We start from the raw sequence: 17,974 nt of genomic DNA, 5'->3' as shown, positions 1-17,974 counted from the left end.
GTTACCAGCTTGCTGCCAAATCAGATCGATACACCTCTGACATTGTTTCAATAGCCGAAGTTAAATCATCTGTATGTTGTCCGTTGCGACCATTGATAATCGGTTCTGGTAATACAGGTATTGCGATTTCTACAGCTTCAAAAGTGGGCGTTACAATGGCCAACCAACGTTCTTTTATGACCGCTTCTGATTCGATCAATTCATATGCAGTTATATGCGCGGCTGTGCTGCCCAATGACAACAAATCCCCACTATCTTTTATTACCTCTTGTAATGCTTTCATCATACGTGAACGTGATTCTTCTGTTGCTGTACATAATTGCGTAAACCACGTTGTCCAGTGCATCTGGTGATAATAAAGTTCCGTACTAATTTTCACAGCCACTTCTTTGAGGGGTGTATAGCTGCTCGCTTTGAGTGCATCAATCTTCGCTTTTTTCACCGTTGTATAGACAAAATTACGTGCTACAGCGTATCCCCAATCATAATTCGGCGCATCTTTGTAGTACCCTTCCCCGTTCGGGCGTTCTACAAGAAGACTGTTAAACCGCTCCTCTTTTGATCGGAGCTGCGCTAATGAATCTGCCGCGCCTTCGCCAAGCTCTTCTAAAAGCGTGTAATATAATTTAGCGTGTCCCATTGTATCTTGTGTGATGGATGAGAATGCTACATCTTCCTCAATATGCGGGGCCAATCCAAGCCACTCAGAGCCACGATACGAAAATAAGTAATCATCATCCGCTAATTGATAAAGTACTGCAAGGACGGCCTTTTTATATTCAGGTTTTACTTCTTGAGTCATCTTTCTTCCCTCCCCCACCCCAAGATAGAATTTCTTTTTCGTCCAGCATAACTTGTTCATAGTGACGCCATTTTTTCTTTAAATAGCCATAGCCTTTTGTTGTACGGTAATCTTTATTGTCTAATCGTTGCAGCGCTTGTTTATTATCTTGAGTTAAGCCGTGTAAATGTTTACGATTGACCACCCAAATGTCTACCACAGGCTCACGACGCATAAAATTTTCCTGTGCCATCACTAACGCTATTTCTCCGTTCGGTGCTAAAAGACTGAATTGATGCTGGAAATGTGATGTTGGTGTTCGTTTACTAAATACTTCGAATTCTTGATAGAAAGATTGTTTTTCCACGATGATCCCCCTCTCTATAGCGTTAATCTACCAGAGCCGTTAATGCTTCCCGTACCCAAGCGTTATTTTCATAGGATGAACGACGAAGTGCTAAGCGTTTTTGAGAACATGGACCTTCGTTGCGTTGGATTTTTTTGAAATATTCCCAGTTTGGCTCTTGGTAAATCCATTTTTTTTGCGCTTCATCAAAGTGCAAAGTTGGGTCTGGCACAGTCAAACCTATTGATTGAATACGAGGAACGTATTTTGTTAAGAAGCTTTGACGTAATTCTTCATTCGTTAAAACACGAATCTTATATTTTATCGTTATATCTTGCTTACTAGAACCTGTTGTATCTTTTGAAGCTGGACCAAAGAAAAATAATAGTGATTCCCACCAGCGATTTAACGCATCTTGCACAAGTTCACGCTGTTCAGGTGTACCTTCTGCCAACGCCATAATAATGGCTTCACCGTGTTGTGCATGGAAAACTTCTTCTGCACAAATACGTTGTAAAGCACGTGCATAAGGACCATACGAAGAACCTAACATGTTTGTTTGTGAGATAATGGCAGAACCATCTACAAGCCAGCCAATTAAACCCGCATCTGCCCATGACTTTGTTTCCATATGGAATACATTATGGAACTTAAGACGCCCTTCGAATAAATCAATCATTATATCGCCGCGATCTTTACCATACGGTTTTAGCAAATCTTCTGCTACACGTAATAATAATTGACCATGTCCCATCTCATCTTGAACCTTCGCCATAATCCCTAGCTTTCGATATAATGTCGGAGCTTTTGGAACCCACTCTTTCTCTGGAAGAGCACCCATAATTTCACTAATACCATGCATCGAAATTAATTTGATTAGTGCCAAACGATACTCTTCCGGCATCCAATCATCTACTTCAATCTTTTCACCTGCAGCAATCCGCGCCTCAAATTGCTCTTGTAATTGTTGCTCCGATACTTGTGAAACGACACTCATAGTAAAAAACCTCCTTGTATAACCAATTTCCGATAACCGTCACTATTATGTTATGTTAGAGGGTAAAAAAAATCACACTTCTAACAAGACTTTATGATCATTTGCTACTTTAATTGATTCTGTTGGACAACCTTCCATTGCATCCTCTAAATCATCATATAAATCTAGCGGTACTTCTTTGCATCCTTTGTTATTGTCTAAAATAACAAAGGCGATGCCTTCGTCATTATAATCAAAAATATCCGGAGCCGATGCGCCACATGCGCCACAAGCAATACATGTATCTTGATCTACTCTAGTGAATTTCGCCATACACTCATCCTTTCCACAACCTACAGCATTAGCTAAGTTGTTTCTTTTTTTCTTCCATTAGACTCGTACTATGCAACGGTTGCACTTTAGATGTTGGATCAATATATACTTTTGCGTTACTAATAGCTGTAGGTGCCTCTCCAAATCCACTCACAATTAGCTTAACTTTCCCATCATATGTGCAAATATCACCTGCCGCATAAATACCTGGAATGTTAGTTTCCATGCGTGAATTAACGACGATGGCATTTTTCCTAATTTCCAAGCCCCAGTCTTTAATGGCCCCTAACGACGACACAAAGCCAAAGTTCACAATAATATCATCGACACCATAGATTGGTTGGATCGTTTCGTCTTTCGCATGCTTTAATTTGACATGTGTGATGCGCTCTTCCCCTACGAGTTCTTCGGGTACAAAAGGTGTAATGACCTCGACAGTAGATTGCAATAAATTTTCTACACTATGTTCATGCGCACGAAACTTATCCCGTCTATGGACAATAGCAACCTTTTTAGCAATTGGTTCTAGCATCATCGCCCAGTCGACTGCAGAATCGCCACCACCAAACACCATCACGTTGCGATCTTTAAAAGCATTAAGATCAGTAATGAAGTAATGTAAATTACATTGTGCAAACTTGTCGTCCTTATCTAATTCAAGCTTCCGAACGTTAAATGCACCATTTCCAGCAGTGATCAATATTGTGCGAGAATAATGCGTGCTCTTCGTAGTAACAATTTTAAAAATCCCACTTTGATCTTTTTCGATAGTTTGTACAGATTCATTCGTACAAACATCTACCGGGAAAGTTTTCATTTGTTCTTTTAAATTATTGATAAGATCTTGTGCACGAATTTTTGGAAAACCCGCTATATCATAAATATATTTCTCTGGATAAAGAGCAGCTAACTGACCGCCCAACTGAGGAAGACTTTCGAGAATTTTGACGCTCATGCCTCGCATACCACCATAGAAGGCAGCAAACATACCAACAGGCCCTCCACCTATAATGGTCACATCTTTTATTTGCTCAGTATCAATCATTGAAGAACCTCCTTCTGTTCCATTCTTCTATCAATGACACGAATTGCCTTTCCTTCAGAGCGTGGAATAGCACCACTATTTTCAATGACTAGACTAACGGAAATTAAGCAGGCATTTTTTAAATCGTGCTTAATCTCCTTCGTCAGTAATTGGATAAGCGGATGACTGAGGTCACCTCCTACTTTTTCGTATAATTTTGATGTTAACTCAACATGCAGTTCGATCGCATCCATATTTCCTTTCTTTAACAAATGGATTTGATAGTGTGGTGCCAACCCTTCTATTTGCAATAACTCACGCTCGATTTCAGATGGAAAAACATTGACTCCACGAATAATTAACATGTCATCTGTACGTCCCTTAACACGTGCCATCCGCATTGTTGTACGTCCACATTTACATTTTTCACGTGTAAGCGAAGTAATATCACCCGTACGATAACGAATAATTAGAAGCGCTTCCTTCGTTAAACTAGTAATAACCAGTTCTCCATCTTCTCCATCAGCTACAGGTTCCAATGTATCTGGATCAATCACTTCTACGAAGAAATGATCTTCAGCAATATGTAAACCATTTTGCGCTTCAAAGCACTCGATTGATACACCAGGACCTAGCACTTCACTTAAACCATAAATATCCATTGCGCGAATCGCTAATTTATCTTCTATCGCACGGCGCATTTCCTCTGACCAAGGCTCTGCACCAAAAATTCCATATTCAATCCCGTTCGTCGCTGGATCGATTCCCATTTCCTCCATCTTTTCAGCGATCGTTAGAATATAAGAAGGTGTCCCTGCGATGCCCCTTGGTTTAAAATCATCAATTAATGTAATTTGACGATCCGTATTCCCACCAGAGACCGGTACAACTGCTGCGCCTAAAGTTTCGGCTCCGTAGTGTAAACCCATCCCACCAGTAAATAGACCATAGCCATAAGCATTATGAAAGATATCTGATTTGCGTCCCCCTGCGGTAACAATAGCGCGAGCCAAAAGTCCCGACCACATATCGATATCATTTTTTGTATAACCAACAATTGTTGGTTTTCCACTAGTTCCTGAAGAACCATGAATGCGAACTACATCATCCATCGGTACTGCAAAAAGTTTAAATGGATATTGCTCACGTAAATTTACTTTTTTAGTAAATGGCAATTTGCGAATATCTTCCAAGCTTTGAATATCAGCTGGTTTAACGCCAAGCTGATCAAACAGTTCCTTATAGAAAGGTGTATTGTTATACACTTTTTCTACTGTTGCTTTTAAGCGCTCCAGCTGAATCTTTGCCATTTCTCCCCTTGAAGCTGTTTCTATTTCTGGATGATACATTCCCTAACCCCCTTTATGCTATTACAATTCTCCTTATATAACAAATTAACCACGGTAGTAATAGTTTCGTAACTAAGATTAAGATAAACTTATTTGTCCGAATTGTCAATATATTTCGTTATTTCTAATTAAAGTTGCTTAATTGTCGTTTAAGAACGTTTTAGCTTACATACTGTTTGTCCATAAACACAAAGAGCCATTTGTAAATATCCCCTTTAAACCTACTATTAATAAGGCATAATTACATAAATACACAAAAGAATCGTAAACGAAACATAATTCTATAAAACTACGTTAATACTGTTTACCTTCCCAATACTAGGTGTTAAATTAATTTTATATTTCACTTTAACTTCAATCGTAATTAATTTGTATGAATAATTTTCGTCTATTTTACATATATATTTTTTGAAAACAAAGGGGGATTCACTTTGACATTAACTGAGGCTCAACAACATGAGAAATATTATGATAATATTTTCGCAGCTTTATCAAAGGAACCATTTGCAAATTATTTAGGGATGGAATTAGTAGAATTAAAAGCAGGCTTTGCAAAAGTGACAATTTCCCCAACACCTCATATGCTCAATACACATGGAACTGTACATGGAGGTATTATTTTTTCTTTAGCCGACTACGCCTTTGCGGCCGCTAGTAATTCGTACGGCAAAACAGCTGTCGGTGTAACGAATACAATACATTACATGAGCCCAGGTTTGGCAGATCACCAACTAACAGCTATCGCAGAAGAGGTTAAAAAAACGAGCCGTTTAGCTTGGTATCAAATCCATGTTTGGAGCAACGATGACTTATGCGCAACAATGGAAGCGATGGTTTATCGTAAAAATGAAAATTTCATCGAATAAGAGGAAGATGTGAGCAACCTGCGTCAAATAGGTTGCTCATATCTTTTTTTAAAATCCTCACTTGCCACAACAAGAAGGGATCTTGATGAAGCTATCTTATTCTTACAGAATGTCTTTTTTGCGTTGTCTGTAGTTTACCTTGGATTATTTAGCAACCCTCGTGCTGGGTAACTATTTAAAAACAGTTTCGATAAATCCCTAATTCATGGTATTCGAATTATTGTAATTGCACTATTCAATCAAAAGTGAATATTGTTTGGTCAAAAGATCGATATTAAGCAAAGCATGCAATGATTTTCTAGAATTATTTCCCTCATTACCGATCCAGCAGAAAAATTCGCTACAGTTAATGAACTACATAAGGAATTTTATAGATGATGAATTGATGGTTTATGTAAAATAAATATCTCCCGGTTGAAACTTTTGACCGGGAGACTTTGTTTTATTTAACATACTTCAAATACTTTTTCACAAAATCTACAATGTAATGTACTTCTTCTTCTGAAATATTGAATAAACTACTAACTTTTTGTACTTTGGCTGGTGATTTTAATTGTTCACGCACTTGATCGATTCTCATGTATTTACATTTTCGAGGGTTTACACAATCTCTAATCTGCTTGTAACGAAGATAAGCATACCGAGCAAAAGCATTTAACATCTCCCTTTCCTGCTCATCTCGTTGTAATTTTTTTGCCGCTTCATCGATCGTTTCCGAATCAAATATCCATGTACCATCTGTTATTTGCATCGTACCACCTCTTTCATTGCGTAAAGTTGATGACAAATATGGCTGCACCTTAATTAGATGGCATTAAGATTGCCCCATCTCTTCTATTCATAGCTAGTAAATGCATAAGAAAAAGCCACACCTAGTTAAATGTGACGATTTTGTATTTTTGTTTAGTTTTACAAGCTAAATCATTAACGCTTAGATTCGCTTCAATAATTGTTTTTAATGAAATACGCCACTGTATAATTGCGTCCAAACAGAGTTAAAAATTAATATACTTCGACTTTGCAATTAACTAAAATGGAAATATATTGATTATTTTAATACGTAATAAGGGAGGTACCATATGAACAACCAAATTTATGTGAACTGGAGCGGACATCAACTTAAACTGACATGGTTTCAAAATCATAGAATTGACGATGTCAGCAAAGTAACAAGTGTACATGGCGTTTGTTTTTATCAAGGGAATGTTTTGTTAGTTCATGTAGACGGGAGAGGATTTAACTTTCCCGGAGGACATATTGAAAAAGGAGAAACACCTGAAGAAGCATTTCATAGAGAGGCATTTGAAGAAGGTTATGTTAAGGGGCCGATCAATTATTTGGGAGCAATTGAAGTCAGTCACGAAGAGAACCCCTTATTTAATGCTAATAGTAAATACCCTTTAATCGGATATCAAATGTTTTATAGTATGGACATTCAAGAATGCCTACCATTCCTTCGAGAACATGAAACAATTTCGCGTATTTGGGTTGAACCGGAAGAAATACCTTATTTAATTAATGATCATGAGTTAATACACTTACTATTACAAGCAGCGTTAAGTAATAAACCTTCTTATTTATGAGTTGCATTTGACTATAGCTTCATACATAGGCAACTTCTAATAGTATTTTATTTTACCAGCTATACTAATTACTTTTAGCCTCTAAATCATGTAGAAAAAGTGATTGATACAACATTTTAAATCTTCACCTGTTAGATTATTATTTTTTTAATTTTATTCTCAGGCATTTCACTATACAAACATAGCTACTAAGTCATATTAATAGTAGTGTAAAGCTAACTTAGCTTTGCACCTCCTAGTTTGTGGTTTAGGGTCGCTTTGGTTCGAGTGACCCTTATTTATTTATCGTTTATTGTTATGTGAATGCCCCCAATTTTTTCATAACTATACTAACTAAATATATAAGCATGATTTGATGTGTTATCTTAGATTTTATATGTTATTGACTATAGCTATCTAATAAATTATTGGAAAACCTTTTTCTTATTATATTCGTATATTTATTAGAACAAACATCAGTAAGGTGACGAAAAATGATTGCTGGATATATTACTTGTTTTGTTGTTGCTTTAATTATTATTTTTATAGGTTATCTGATCCATATTAAAAAGAAACTGTGGCTTATCGCGGGTTACCAAGAAGATAGTTTTATTGGGAATAAAGATAAACTAGCTAAGCTATTTGGTGTTTTCTCATACATAGTAGGTATCATTACTTTACTATTACCTTTTGGACTAAAATTTTGGGGTCAGATCACAGCGTCACAGATGAGACCCTGCAGCGCAGCGAAGCGGCTCATCGGACGCCCCTAGGAAGCTCTGCTCTGTGCGAAAGCGAAGCGTCAGCAACAAATGTTTTAACTGTGCGAAAGCGAAGCGACAGCAACAAAGCGCCCAGTCGGAACGGAAATCAACCACACATTTTGGTGATGATCCACTTTAAAACATATAGAAATTATAAAAATATTCCCTTGAATATTTAGACAAGGTCCATATTCAAGGGAACATGTTTAGACACATTGTAGCATTCTAAACCATTTCGTTAGTTATTCCACCACTTTTATCTAAACGATTCTTTTCCTTTATCTCTACGAACAGCGGAAAACATGTAAAGGCTAAATAATAAAATGAAAATGATTGTTACGGCTAAAAAATATGTATCTTGTATCTTAAACAAGAAAGTATTCAAAGAATTTAATAATCCAGTTAACATCAACAATAACCAATAATTATTTTTTCTTTTTGATTGATCACCGTTATTTAGATACTTAGCAGAAAGCCAAATAAAGAAAGGTAAATAGCAGACAATCGAAAAAATTAGAATAGCCCATCCAATAAACGACATAGTACAATCACCTCCAAGAGCCTTCCTTATTTATACGATTGACATTTGTAATAGTTTCAAATTTATTATTCTATAAAAATGTTTCTTACATGCTTTATCCCCTAAGAATTTTGAGGAATACTATTCATTGCTATCCCATTTTGGAATTCAGTCATTCATCATCATTAATTTTTCGGATTTTTAATTCAAACTGAGTAAAACCAAGATGAATACCTCCCCTCCTTTTTACACCAAGACATATTATAGATTGTAGAAGGGAGGGATATTTCATGGGATATTACGGTGGAAATAACTGTTGTTACGGTGGCTATGGCGGTGGCTATGGCGGTGGCTACGGCGGTGGCTACGGTGGCGGTAGCTATGGTAGCAGTGGCTGCTGCGGATACTATGGTTATGGTCATGGCAGAGGACATGGTTCAGCATTCGCATTAATTGTCGTTCTATTCATTCTTTTAATTATTGTTGGCGCAACATTCGTCTATTAATTTTTCCAATACTTTCGTTGCTAAATCCGATGAATCATGAAAAAGTTAATGCTATTTATCATTGTCACAATTAATCATTTCCATAAACTCTGTTGCTAAATTTCAAATAGCTAGTAATAGAAGGATAACTAACCAGCCTAACATACTACAGTTAAAACAAAAAGGTCACTTTTGTCCGGTGACCTTTTATTTATCATTTACTTAAATAATAAAATAAAACCGCTACAATAATATTTGGTAAAGCAATGTATAAGGAATTTAAAGTAATTTTATTGCGCTCATCCCGATGTTCTGTTGTTTCGGTAGCAATATTTGCCCTCATCCGATCCCCACTAACCATAGACCCTGAAAAAATCATTGAAATGACAATGAAGATACAGCCAACCGCGCCTGAAACTAAATAAATCTTTTCCATTCCCCATAACATCATCGATATCAAAACACCGCAAAGTGATAAGAAAACACCAATTAATACATATTTCACCCCATATCCCCCCTACGTTATTTTACGTTCGATTACCATTTTCTGTTTTATTTTTTTGTAATCATTTCTTCTTTTTTTATAATTCACACTAAGAATAGGTATGGATGGTTTTTCTTCTAAAATGAAAATAAGGCTTTTTAAATTTTTTGAAGTTGTTATATACTTCCTAAATATTCAACAGCTAATTTTTGCTCATAGATATCTTTATCCAAGGATACCTTATATGCTTTACCATTAGGGTTTGAACTAACGATTTTATGGATTTCTTGATCGATAAAATGAACGGCAACTCCATCATCAGCGGCAATTCCAGACGATAGTTTACGAGCTTTAATCAAATTATGATAAGCTGGTCTTCGATTGACTTCACCATCATAATGAGGGCAATTACTTCCTGGAATAATTCCTAAACATGTTATCGGCTCTAACTCTCCTCCAAATGAATCTGTTATTCCTTCCTCGAACCAACAAATTGAACCAGCACTAATGCCTGTTAAAAGGATTCCCTCATGCCAGGCTGCCTTTAAAAGACTATCTAAAGACCACTCTTTCCATAAAGCTAAAAGGTTTTTAGTATTACCTCCCCCAACATAAATAATATCTTTTTCCATAATAAAACTTTCTAAATCTCGAGTTGGAGGTGAAAAAAGTGATAAGTGGGACGGCATACATTGTTGTGCGTTAAAAAAAGAATAAAATCTTGCAATATAATTTTCTGAGTCTCCGCTTGCAGTAGGAACAAAGCAAAGCTTAGGATTGACTTTGTTAGATTGCTGTAAAATATATGTATCTAATAATGGATTATGAGGCTCCATAGAAAAGCCTCCCCCTCCTAATGCAATAATTTGTTTCATTTTTCTCCCCCTCTTTTTGAATATACTGTATTTTCTGATTATATAAAACTTCTAGAGGAAACGCACTCATTAGCATAAGAACTTTTTCATTTTATTACTGGTGTAGGTATACTTTTTCTCCAATCATGAGGATTGGTGAGGATTAAGATTTAAAGGTATTTCATCTTTCGATAAAAAGTACAGTTCGCTACTTTCATCATTGATTTGTAAAGTACCTTTATAATCGCATGAATAAAAAATTAGTTGAACACTATAAACTTTATCGCCATTTGAATACTCTGCAAAACCATTTTTACCAGAATATAAGCCAAACAATGTAATATTGTTCAGAATAAGATTAGTTTCTTCAAACCTCCCTTTTAACAGTGTCCTCAAAGGTTTCTGCGATTTCCAAGATACCTCCTGGGATTCCCCAAACATCACCGTCAGCCCTTTTTTGTAAAAGAATACGCCCCCTATCATCTTCAATTATTGCTCCACAGCCAATAGTCAATAGAGTTTTATGCCCGATCATTTGTCCCATCGTTTTAATGTAATCATTCATAATTGAGTTTAAATACAAAAAAGCAAGACCCAAATTACATAAAAAAATGAGCCCTGCCTTTATTTATTTTCCATCCTTATTACTTAATTTTTGAATCTCGAGTAGTTCAGATATCGTTACAAATTTATATCCCTGCTCATCAAGCTCTGGTAAGATTTTTTCTAATGCTTTCACAGTCTGCTCACGATTTCCACCGCCATCATGAAATAACACGACACTTCCAGGCTTAGCACCTTTTAAAACAGTATTGACAATTTTCTTTTCTCCAGGACTTTTCCAATCAAATGTATCTAAATGCCATGACCACATGACAACTTTATACCCTTCTTTTGATATTGCATCAATCATGGAATCCGTATATTGGCCTTCAACGGGTCTAAATAAAACAGGGACATAACCTGTAATACCATAAATTGTTGCATGTGTTTGTTTTATTTCTTTCATCAAATTGGAAACATTCGTTCTAAAAGGATGCGTATATGTGTGAATGGCTAGTTCGTGACCTTCTTCATGTATACGTAAAGCGAGCTCTGGATTTTTTTCTGCATTTTCACCCACAATAAAGAATGTAGCCTTTGCATTGTACTTGTCTAATATATCTAAAATGTCAGGTGTGTACTTTTTATGAGGACCATCATCAAAGGTTAAGGCGATCACTTTTTCATCCGTATTAATATCCCACAAAATTTGTCCTGCCTCTTCGTAATACTTCCTTCCCTTGTCTGCAAAAGATTTTTCATTAACAAAAAATAAAAATAACCCGAAAAAGCATAATGCAATCAGCAGATAGTATTTCCTCAAATTTTCACCTCCTGCAAATAATATTTCTAATCATTATTATTTGAGGTTTAAACTAAAAAATGCTTTTATTTTTGTTCTTTTAATTGTATATAAAACCAATAACAATCCAACTTGAATGTAAATAACGCTACACATTCTATTCTTAAAAATGTTATATTATTTGGAAGGAGTGTGATTATTTTGATAATAAAGGTAAAGGAAGAGGAATTCGAGTTAAACAGCTCCAACCTAAGTCAAAGGTGTTTTGAACCGCTCATTCAGATTTATAAGGTAAGGATGTCCAAAGAAACTAATATCGGTGTAAAAGAACGTTTTTATGAGGAACTTACGGAAGGCCAACGAGCATTATTTATGTTTTATGTTTATTATAACCATATTAGTAAATCTCTTATCGAATTTTATTGGTGGAGTGCTTATTTCATGGCACAGCCTAAAAATTGGGCAGCGATCAAAGCCTGTTTTAAATATTTTAATGATGAACCTTTTCTTTTACTCCTGGAGAAAATTGAACAGGAACTAAAACAACATAATCATCCTACTACATTAGAGAATTTTACAATCACTCGCGATGAATTAAATGATAATAAAGAGCTTCATGCCTCTTTTGAAACGCTATATGCAATATTCGAGAACATTTATCCAACTATTATAGAAAAAATAAATACTTTGATCGTAATGAATTTACATGACTTTATACAAATTGAAAAGTAAGGAGTATTTTCCATGGCAACAATAGAAGATTTTATGAATCTTGATATTAGAATCGGTACTATTATCCAAGCCGAAGAACTTACAAAAGCAAGGGTTCCTGCTATTAAAATGAAAATTGATTTTGGAGAAGATCTTGGCATTAAGCAATCCTCTGCTCAAATTACAAAACGCTATACGCCAGAAGGAATTATAAATACGCAAGTAGTAGCGATCGTTAATTTCCCTCCCCGTCGTGTGGCAGGCTTTAAATCTGAAGTTTTAGTAATTGGCGGCGTTCCTGTAGAAGGAGATGTGATTTTATTAACTCCTGATCAGCCTGTACCAAACGGAACTAAAATTAGTTAATGCTAGGATTTTGTGATAAAAAATGAAACTGTGTAACAGGCAAAAATAGCTTTAACCTAAATCGAGAGGATCAAAGAAAATGAAAATTTATTATGATTGGTGCTACATCATTAAAATCTTCCAATAAAAATAGAAAGGAGCGTGATAATGAAGATAAAAAGGAGCGAACATTATGAAAAACAGACAAGCAACAACTAATGACTATGAAACTATTATAAATCTTTGGGATCGATCCGTTACTAAAACCCACGATTTTTTAAGTTTAAAAGATAAGGAAGACATTAAACAGGAAATTCCTATGTATTTCCCACATCTTGATGTGAGACTTTGGTATGTGGACAATGAATTGATAGGTTTTTCAGGAACCAATAACCAGCACTTAGAAATGCTATTTTTAGAACCTGCTGAGATTGGAAAAGGTTATGGCAAACAATTAATACAACAACTTATTAGAGAGTTTAGTATAAGGTCTGTTGATGTCAACAAAGACAATGAAAACGCAAAGATGTTTTATTTGAAAAATGGTTTTACTATTGTTAGTGAAGATCCAACAGATAGCTTAGGTCGTCCTTATCCAATACTTCATCTAGTATTAACGTAATTAGCAAAGGCAATCCTGCTACTTTATTCATAGGCTATGGTAAATTTAGATTTAAAAAAATTAGGGATACCTAAATGGTTCCCTAAATTTTTTTAATAATAATGCCATTTTGAATTTGTGCTTAAGATAATTTAGATACTGGAATTCGAAAGACCTAAACTATCATAGTTATCTGTATTTCCTTGTCTATCCATTTGTTTCAATTAAAAGCATACCTTTAAAAAAGTTTAATCAAAATATCCCCTAAACTTTCTATTTATTAATGAATATCATGTAACTTCATTTTTTCCAATTCTTTCTTTCTTTTATTTTTTAAAGATTCCCTTCCTTTAACCCAAGTTCCTAATAAAAACACCGTACCAGCAACTGCAACTTTAATGAGTGAAGATGTATTGACATTTCCCGTTCTAGTTGTCCACCATCCAAAAATAAAAACTAAATACAGAATAGGTACAATTGCTCCAAAGTAAACGTTGGCTCTTCTAGATAAAAATGATTGAACGCCTATTATTACAATGGCTATTAAAATGGCTATCAACCATTTATAATTTGGATCCATTAATCATCATTCCTTTCGCTTTTATATTTATCAATAATCATTTTTGCCGTCTCTAAACTCAACCGTTCATCAATAACCAAATTTTTAATCATATTTACAAACTCCAGGTCTTCAGTATTGCTATTCAGTTCAATTTTTTTAATTAAAGTATCCAATTTAATCCTTACAGTCGGATATGAGACACCATAAATTTTAGATATATTCTTTAAAGACCCAGAATTTATTATAAATTTTCTTATAAATTCAACAGATTCTTTATCTAAAGATAAAATCCAAGATGGTACTTCATCACGGTTCATATCACCCCTCCTTTTTAACAATGTTAAACAATAATTAAATAAAATTCAATTAATCATTAACATTATTTATATTTTTAAGGTTATTTTAAGCAAAACGTTTTTTTGACGTAGAAACTTTCCGTTGGACTAATGCTAGGTTAATCATTTGTTCAATTGTTTTGTGGAATTATTGTCGTTTGAATGGCATCATTTTAAAATAATGATCATCTGTAAAAGCTGGAATTGTCATAATTATAGAGGAATCTTAGGGGGCTACCGGGTGGATATTTAATTGGTTTATACTTGTAGGCTGGCAAAAAAGCACTAACATGCAAACTGTCAGTGCCTTCGTAACAAATTAATGCTTACTTCTTCACTTTAGAAAGTGTCATGCCATCACCAATTGGAATAATAATCGATTCTAATTGGGGATGGTTCGCTACTGCTACATTGAATTTCTTCATTATTTCCGTATAGCGTTTTGGTTGGGTATTTGGGTTTGCCACACTTCCTGCAGCAAGTACATTGTCAGTAACAATAATCGCATCGGGATTTGCTAGCTGTACACAGTAATTTAAATAGTTTTCATAATTATCCTTATCAGCATCGATAAAGAAAAAGTCGAATCGCTCATTTCTTTGTACCAGTTTTTCAAGACTTTCCAATGCAGGACCTGTTATATAAGTTACCTGTTCACCAAAACCTGCCTTCGATAAATTACCATTTGCTAACTGTGCATATTTTTCCTCTAATTCTAGAGAAGTTAATTTGCCATCACTGCCGAATCCTCTTGCTAGACAAATACCACTATATCCACCGAGAGCCCCTACTTCAAGAATGTTTTTAGCTCCTGTTATTGAGACAAGCATTGTTAAAAGTTTTCCAGAGGAAGGAGAAACAGAAATGGCGGGCATTCCATTTTCTTCAATAGATGTAATGACCTCTTCTAAAATAGCGTCTTCGTTATAAAACACGGCATCAATGTACTGATTAATTATTTTCATTCAGGTTATTCCCTTCTTCATCATTTTTTAAAAATTTTTCATTATCTTCTTCTTCACTGTCAGATGGAGCCATCGTTTCACTTTCATGTATTTCAAATAATTGAATGAACTCATTGATGACCATATCAATGGCTTTTAATTCACCCACTAATATTGGCTGAATAGATTGAAACTCTGGTTGCTCTAATTGTTGCTTAATCGTTGTACGCTTTAAATTCATCATCTCTAAAAAAGCAATGGCTCTTCCACGTCGAAAAGTTTTAGGTCCGCGTTGCTGAGAGCCATCTCTTCCTCTGTGACGTCGCCCACGATGATGTCCCTCTTCCCTAAATTCCTTCATTTTTTCACTTCTCATTTTTAAACCCCTTTTATTGTATACATTTGTATACACTTAATTCTGTTTTGATTGTATACAAATGTATACATTTTGTCAATCACCTTTATTCATTTTCCCATTACTTTACCTATAAGCAGTTTGTAATATTTACCTCTTCTGGTTTTTCCATTAAACTAGAAGGGAAATTGGTTTAGTAGCATGTCATATGTGAAAAGGTGGTATATTGAAGAAAAAATCTTGTTTATTTTTAGTATTGTTTATTCTTTTTTTAGTTGGTTGTAATGAAACAGTAACAGAATCTAAAAAACCTGATGCAGCAGAAGTTTTAAGATTGGACAACCATGCAGATATTTAACAGTGGGAAGGGAACATTTTACAAACCAATATAGCATGGATTGATAAACTGGAACTCAATGAAAACAAATATATTGGTGAGATCGAATTTAACGCAACTAAAGCTGAAGATTTTAAAAATGGTACAGCTAACCTTTTACCAATTGGTGCAAAAATTTATTCTGTAAAAGAACGTGATGATATTTTCATCGTAAAATTTAACAATGTGGTTAAACGATATTTAATTCTATCTGAGGGCTGATTTTTTTTGAAAGGAGACGAACATGTTCATTCATGATACAGTGACAGATTTCACCGATAATTATCTGCCTACCATTGAGTATTTAAAAAAATATTATGAAAAGCATGCGAGCCATTTTGAAGAATACTTTCGATATCATTGCCATAATGTAGATAAAAAAATGAAAATGGCTATTCCAAAGCATCAGGAAAAGATTTCAACGTTCATTGAAATAAAAGATAAAATGCCTAAGCTTATTAGTGATATCGCAAGGGACTATGAGAAGATGTACGATATCACCTTTACAAAAGATGTACATCTGATTATAGGTTTATACGGAAGTAATGCTTTTACTTACCGACAAATCATACCGGAAATTGCATTTTGTTTAGAGAAACTTTCCACTCAAGATCACCATTTACAAATTATTATTGCTCATGAGTTTGGGCACGCTTTACACTATTTACTATCCGATAAAAATGGTATTGATTGGACAATGGTAGACTGGGAGAGCCCATTCACTTGGCTTTTGCAGGAAGGTATTGCAACATATTTTTCTACAAAAGCGGTACGTGCAAGGAAAGATGAATACTTTGCGTTTCAAGAAGACATAGAGTGGATAACATTTGCTACAAATAATAAACATATTATTATTGAAGCGTTTTTAAGCGATTTAACTTCGCTAAATGCAAGAGCAGTTTATCTTGAATGGTTCTCTATAAATGGAGGTAAACGATTTGGTATCCATCGCTTAGCTTATTTTATCGCATATGAATTCATACAAAGCTGCCTTCAAGAACTTGAAGAATTGGATGTTATTACAATATGGCGAAACGTTAACTATCAGGATATTATTTACCAGCAGTTAACCAAAATGACTAAGAAAAATGGATGATTTGACCATTTATTGGTAACGATTTTTTTGAGGTCATCTTTCTGAAGATGACCTTCTTTGTCTATGGAAGAAAAGAAAAAGACGTTTCTAGACGTGTTTCCCCTACTCAAGTAATTTAGGATCTCAATCTAATATTTCAGAATAGAAATCCTCTGATAATCCTTCTTATTCGAAAATCCAATTGAATTTTACTTATTCCTCACATTACACACATCCACATTTTTTAAATTTCCTGACCAACAAAAAGAGCGTTAACCCTTTTCGATTAACGCTCCATAAAGCTGAACAAAGTTCTATCAACCTTTAAAACATGTTTTTTTCAGTATTTGTTTGAAAATCTAATACGCAATACCTACACGCGATTTCACATATTCTTTACTGTGAATTTGTAGATAGGCAAACTCTGCGGTATCTGCTACAGATATCTCTACCCCACCTTCCGGTAAAAAGTCTCGTTCGATACGATAAGTGCCCGTATATTCACCATCCGGTAAGTATGTCGGACAAACAATTGTCCAATCAGTATTAGAGTTTTTCAATAAATGATAAACTTTATGATGCTCCTCTGCCGCAAAGGTTGTTTTTCTTTTTGATTCGCTTGATTGATAACGTAAAATACTTGGTGTCAATCGACTTTGTAGAATACTAGCTGTTCCGACAGTTATCATTCTTTTCACATGCTCTTTTTCCATTGCATCAAGAATGAGCGGCATACTTTCAGTTAATGTATTTGTGCCATCAGTGTTTAATGCACTAATTACAATGTCAACATTCGCCATGACCTTTGCTATATCTTGTTTTTCTAAAACATTTCCTTGTACAATATGTAAATTTTCATCATTTATTTTTAGCTTATTTGGGTGACGAACTAAAGCCGTAACGCTATGTTTATCTCGTAACGCTAGGGAAACGATATGGCTACCAACGCGTCCAGTGGCACCTAAAACTAAAATTCTCACT

At 34.9% G+C, this 17,974-nt stretch carries 26 protein-coding genes; 9 read left to right on the top strand and 17 right to left on the bottom strand.

Annotated features, from left to right (window positions below):
* Window position 1: 1 nt before the first annotated feature.
* The 6 genes from paaC to PVA17_RS06620 form a co-directional block, all read right to left on the bottom strand.
* The gene (paaC, locus tag PVA17_RS06645; protein WP_274067225.1) at window positions 2-802 is read right to left on the bottom strand and encodes a 1,2-phenylacetyl-CoA epoxidase subunit PaaC; all 801 of its coding nucleotides are present in this window, start codon (window positions 800-802) and stop codon (window positions 2-4) included.
* Window positions 780-1,148 carry a 1,2-phenylacetyl-CoA epoxidase subunit PaaB gene (gene paaB, locus PVA17_RS06640; protein WP_274067224.1) on the bottom strand — a complete coding sequence of 123 codons (369 nt, stop codon included), beginning with the start codon at window positions 1,146-1,148 and terminating at the stop codon, window positions 780-782. Before paaB ends, paaC begins: the two co-directional genes overlap by 23 nt.
* A gap of 22 nt (window positions 1,149-1,170) precedes the next feature.
* Window positions 1,171-2,124, bottom strand: coding sequence for a 1,2-phenylacetyl-CoA epoxidase subunit PaaA (gene paaA / locus PVA17_RS06635; RefSeq protein ID WP_132358349.1), 954 nt, complete (start codon window positions 2,122-2,124; stop codon window positions 1,171-1,173).
* 72 nt (window positions 2,125-2,196) lie between these two features.
* The gene (locus PVA17_RS06630; protein WP_132358351.1) at window positions 2,197-2,436 is read right to left on the bottom strand and encodes a ferredoxin; all 240 of its coding nucleotides are present in this window, start codon (window positions 2,434-2,436) and stop codon (window positions 2,197-2,199) included.
* Window positions 2,437-2,464: 28 nt separating this feature from the next.
* The gene (locus PVA17_RS06625) at window positions 2,465-3,481 is read right to left on the bottom strand and encodes an NAD(P)/FAD-dependent oxidoreductase (RefSeq protein WP_274067223.1); all 1,017 of its coding nucleotides are present in this window, start codon (window positions 3,479-3,481) and stop codon (window positions 2,465-2,467) included.
* Entirely contained in the window at window positions 3,478-4,809 is a 1,332-nt protein-coding gene (locus PVA17_RS06620; RefSeq protein WP_274067222.1) for a phenylacetate--CoA ligase family protein, read from the bottom strand. Before PVA17_RS06620 ends, PVA17_RS06625 begins: the two co-directional genes overlap by 4 nt.
* A gap of 431 nt (window positions 4,810-5,240) precedes the next feature.
* Here PVA17_RS06620 and PVA17_RS06615 point away from each other — a divergent pair, with 431 nt between their 5' ends.
* Window positions 5,241-5,675: a PaaI family thioesterase gene (locus PVA17_RS06615; protein WP_274067221.1), complete on the top strand. Its 435-nt coding sequence runs from the start codon at window positions 5,241-5,243 to the stop codon at window positions 5,673-5,675.
* A gap of 442 nt (window positions 5,676-6,117) precedes the next feature.
* Here PVA17_RS06615 and PVA17_RS06610 read toward each other — a convergent pair whose 3' ends face one another.
* Window positions 6,118-6,462 carry a hypothetical protein gene (locus tag PVA17_RS06610; RefSeq protein ID WP_248718968.1) on the bottom strand — a complete coding sequence of 115 codons (345 nt, stop codon included), beginning with the start codon at window positions 6,460-6,462 and terminating at the stop codon, window positions 6,118-6,120.
* Between the two features lie 292 nt (window positions 6,463-6,754).
* Between PVA17_RS06610 and PVA17_RS06605 the strand changes: the two genes are divergently transcribed.
* Window positions 6,755-7,258: an NUDIX domain-containing protein gene (locus PVA17_RS06605; RefSeq protein WP_274067220.1), complete on the top strand. Its 504-nt coding sequence runs from the start codon at window positions 6,755-6,757 to the stop codon at window positions 7,256-7,258.
* Window positions 7,259-7,731: 473 nt separating this feature from the next.
* Window positions 7,732-8,010, top strand: a complete 279-nt coding sequence (locus PVA17_RS06600; RefSeq protein WP_274067219.1) for a DUF3784 domain-containing protein — start codon at window positions 7,732-7,734, stop codon at window positions 8,008-8,010.
* A 247-nt stretch (window positions 8,011-8,257) separates the two neighbouring features.
* Here the strand turns inward: PVA17_RS06600 and PVA17_RS06595 are convergent, their stop codons facing one another.
* Window positions 8,258-8,542, bottom strand: a complete 285-nt coding sequence (locus PVA17_RS06595) for a hypothetical protein (protein ID WP_274067218.1) — start codon at window positions 8,540-8,542, stop codon at window positions 8,258-8,260.
* Between the two features lie 269 nt (window positions 8,543-8,811).
* Here PVA17_RS06595 and PVA17_RS06590 point away from each other — a divergent pair, with 269 nt between their 5' ends.
* Complete coding sequence (locus PVA17_RS06590) at window positions 8,812-9,027, top strand: YjcZ family sporulation protein (protein WP_274067217.1); 216 nt, start codon at window positions 8,812-8,814, stop codon at window positions 9,025-9,027.
* 193 nt (window positions 9,028-9,220) lie between these two features.
* On the opposite strand, the gene PVA17_RS06585 is transcribed toward PVA17_RS06590, so the two are convergent.
* The 4 genes from PVA17_RS06585 to PVA17_RS06570 form a co-directional block, all read right to left on the bottom strand.
* Window positions 9,221-9,511 (bottom strand): DUF5316 domain-containing protein, encoded by a 291-nt coding sequence (locus tag PVA17_RS06585; protein ID WP_132358365.1) that lies wholly within the window; start codon window positions 9,509-9,511, stop codon window positions 9,221-9,223.
* A gap of 155 nt (window positions 9,512-9,666) precedes the next feature.
* Entirely contained in the window at window positions 9,667-10,365 is a 699-nt protein-coding gene (locus PVA17_RS06580; RefSeq protein ID WP_274067216.1) for a Type 1 glutamine amidotransferase-like domain-containing protein, read from the bottom strand.
* A 346-nt stretch (window positions 10,366-10,711) separates the two neighbouring features.
* Window positions 10,712-10,879, bottom strand: a complete 168-nt coding sequence (locus PVA17_RS25270; RefSeq protein WP_337993599.1) for an NUDIX domain-containing protein — start codon at window positions 10,877-10,879, stop codon at window positions 10,712-10,714.
* A 93-nt stretch (window positions 10,880-10,972) separates the two neighbouring features.
* Window positions 10,973-11,710, bottom strand: a complete 738-nt coding sequence (locus PVA17_RS06570) for a polysaccharide deacetylase family protein (protein WP_132358369.1) — start codon at window positions 11,708-11,710, stop codon at window positions 10,973-10,975.
* A 180-nt stretch (window positions 11,711-11,890) separates the two neighbouring features.
* On the opposite strand from PVA17_RS06570, the gene PVA17_RS06565 reads away from it, so the two are divergent.
* The 3 genes from PVA17_RS06565 (at window position 11,891) to PVA17_RS06555 (ending at window position 13,367) form a co-directional block, all read left to right on the top strand.
* A complete protein-coding gene (locus PVA17_RS06565; protein WP_274067215.1) occupies window positions 11,891-12,421 on the top strand; it encodes a hypothetical protein in 531 nt (176 codons plus the stop codon).
* 12 nt (window positions 12,422-12,433) lie between these two features.
* Complete coding sequence (gene csaA / locus PVA17_RS06560; RefSeq protein ID WP_132358373.1) at window positions 12,434-12,766, top strand: chaperone CsaA; 333 nt, start codon at window positions 12,434-12,436, stop codon at window positions 12,764-12,766.
* 172 nt (window positions 12,767-12,938) lie between these two features.
* The gene (locus tag PVA17_RS06555) at window positions 12,939-13,367 is read left to right on the top strand and encodes a GNAT family N-acetyltransferase (RefSeq protein ID WP_274067214.1); all 429 of its coding nucleotides are present in this window, start codon (window positions 12,939-12,941) and stop codon (window positions 13,365-13,367) included.
* A 259-nt stretch (window positions 13,368-13,626) separates the two neighbouring features.
* On the opposite strand, the gene PVA17_RS06550 is transcribed toward PVA17_RS06555, so the two are convergent.
* From PVA17_RS06550 to PVA17_RS06535, 4 genes are all read right to left on the bottom strand, one after another.
* Window positions 13,627-13,926: a hypothetical protein gene (locus PVA17_RS06550; RefSeq protein WP_132358377.1), complete on the bottom strand. Its 300-nt coding sequence runs from the start codon at window positions 13,924-13,926 to the stop codon at window positions 13,627-13,629.
* On the bottom strand, window positions 13,926-14,225 hold the full coding sequence (locus PVA17_RS06545; RefSeq protein WP_132358379.1) for a DUF2089 family protein: 300 nt from the start codon (window positions 14,223-14,225) through the stop codon (window positions 13,926-13,928). The genes PVA17_RS06550 and PVA17_RS06545 overlap by 1 nt, the downstream gene beginning before the upstream one ends.
* A 344-nt stretch (window positions 14,226-14,569) precedes the next feature.
* Window positions 14,570-15,208, bottom strand: a complete 639-nt coding sequence (locus PVA17_RS06540) for an O-methyltransferase (protein ID WP_132358381.1) — start codon at window positions 15,206-15,208, stop codon at window positions 14,570-14,572.
* A complete protein-coding gene (locus PVA17_RS06535) occupies window positions 15,195-15,563 on the bottom strand; it encodes a hypothetical protein (RefSeq protein ID WP_274067213.1) in 369 nt (122 codons plus the stop codon). The genes PVA17_RS06540 and PVA17_RS06535 overlap by 14 nt, the downstream gene beginning before the upstream one ends.
* Before the next feature lie 205 nt (window positions 15,564-15,768).
* Here PVA17_RS06535 and PVA17_RS06530 point away from each other — a divergent pair, with 205 nt between their 5' ends.
* Both PVA17_RS06530 and PVA17_RS06525 read left to right on the top strand, forming a co-directional pair.
* Window positions 15,769-15,900 carry a hypothetical protein gene (locus tag PVA17_RS06530; protein WP_274067212.1) on the top strand — a complete coding sequence of 44 codons (132 nt, stop codon included), beginning with the start codon at window positions 15,769-15,771 and terminating at the stop codon, window positions 15,898-15,900.
* Window positions 15,901-16,162: 262 nt separating this feature from the next.
* Window positions 16,163-17,014 (top strand): hypothetical protein, encoded by an 852-nt coding sequence (locus PVA17_RS06525; protein WP_274067211.1) that lies wholly within the window; start codon window positions 16,163-16,165, stop codon window positions 17,012-17,014.
* Between the two features lie 338 nt (window positions 17,015-17,352).
* Here the strand turns inward: PVA17_RS06525 and PVA17_RS06520 are convergent, their stop codons facing one another.
* Window positions 17,353-17,973 (bottom strand): NAD(P)-dependent oxidoreductase, encoded by a 621-nt coding sequence (locus PVA17_RS06520; RefSeq protein WP_274067210.1) that lies wholly within the window; start codon window positions 17,971-17,973, stop codon window positions 17,353-17,355.
* Window position 17,974 lies beyond the last annotated feature (1 nt).

Source organism: Lysinibacillus sp. CNPSo 3705 (assembly GCF_028674935.1).
Taxonomy (GTDB): domain Bacteria; phylum Bacillota; class Bacilli; order Bacillales_A; family Planococcaceae; genus Lysinibacillus.
Note: the sequence above shows the minus strand (reverse complement) of the source record. Positions and strands in the feature narration are given on the sequence as shown.

Excerpts from the sequence above, each read along its gene's own strand:
- paaC (WP_274067225.1), bottom strand. The coding sequence starts at position 802 with ATGACTCAAGAAGTAAAACCTGAATATAAAAAGGCCGTCCTTGCAGTA.
- paaA (WP_132358349.1), bottom strand. The coding sequence starts at position 2,124 with ATGAGTGTCGTTTCACAAGTATCGGAGCAACAATTACAAGAGCAATTT.
- PVA17_RS06630 (WP_132358351.1), bottom strand. The coding sequence starts at position 2,436 with ATGGCGAAATTCACTAGAGTAGATCAAGATACATGTATTGCTTGTGGC.
- PVA17_RS06625 (WP_274067223.1), bottom strand. The coding sequence starts at position 3,481 with ATGATTGATACTGAGCAAATAAAAGATGTGACCATTATAGGTGGAGGG.
- PVA17_RS06620 (WP_274067222.1), bottom strand. The coding sequence starts at position 4,809 with ATGTATCATCCAGAAATAGAAACAGCTTCAAGGGGAGAAATGGCAAAG.
- PVA17_RS06605 (WP_274067220.1), top strand. The coding sequence starts at position 6,755 with ATGAACAACCAAATTTATGTGAACTGGAGCGGACATCAACTTAAACTG.
- PVA17_RS06600 (WP_274067219.1), top strand. The coding sequence starts at position 7,732 with ATGATTGCTGGATATATTACTTGTTTTGTTGTTGCTTTAATTATTATT.
- PVA17_RS06595 (WP_274067218.1), bottom strand. The coding sequence starts at position 8,542 with ATGTCGTTTATTGGATGGGCTATTCTAATTTTTTCGATTGTCTGCTAT.
- PVA17_RS06590 (WP_274067217.1), top strand. The coding sequence starts at position 8,812 with ATGGGATATTACGGTGGAAATAACTGTTGTTACGGTGGCTATGGCGGT.
- PVA17_RS06580 (WP_274067216.1), bottom strand. The coding sequence starts at position 10,365 with ATGAAACAAATTATTGCATTAGGAGGGGGAGGCTTTTCTATGGAGCCT.
- PVA17_RS25270 (WP_337993599.1), bottom strand. The coding sequence starts at position 10,879 with ATGATCGGGCATAAAACTCTATTGACTATTGGCTGTGGAGCAATAATT.
- csaA (WP_132358373.1), top strand. The coding sequence starts at position 12,434 with ATGGCAACAATAGAAGATTTTATGAATCTTGATATTAGAATCGGTACT.
- PVA17_RS06555 (WP_274067214.1), top strand. The coding sequence starts at position 12,939 with ATGAAAAACAGACAAGCAACAACTAATGACTATGAAACTATTATAAAT.
- PVA17_RS06550 (WP_132358377.1), bottom strand. The coding sequence starts at position 13,926 with ATGGATCCAAATTATAAATGGTTGATAGCCATTTTAATAGCCATTGTA.
- PVA17_RS06545 (WP_132358379.1), bottom strand. The coding sequence starts at position 14,225 with ATGAACCGTGATGAAGTACCATCTTGGATTTTATCTTTAGATAAAGAA.
- PVA17_RS06540 (WP_132358381.1), bottom strand. The coding sequence starts at position 15,208 with ATGAAAATAATTAATCAGTACATTGATGCCGTGTTTTATAACGAAGAC.
- PVA17_RS06535 (WP_274067213.1), bottom strand. The coding sequence starts at position 15,563 with ATGAGAAGTGAAAAAATGAAGGAATTTAGGGAAGAGGGACATCATCGT.
- PVA17_RS06525 (WP_274067211.1), top strand. The coding sequence starts at position 16,163 with ATGTTCATTCATGATACAGTGACAGATTTCACCGATAATTATCTGCCT.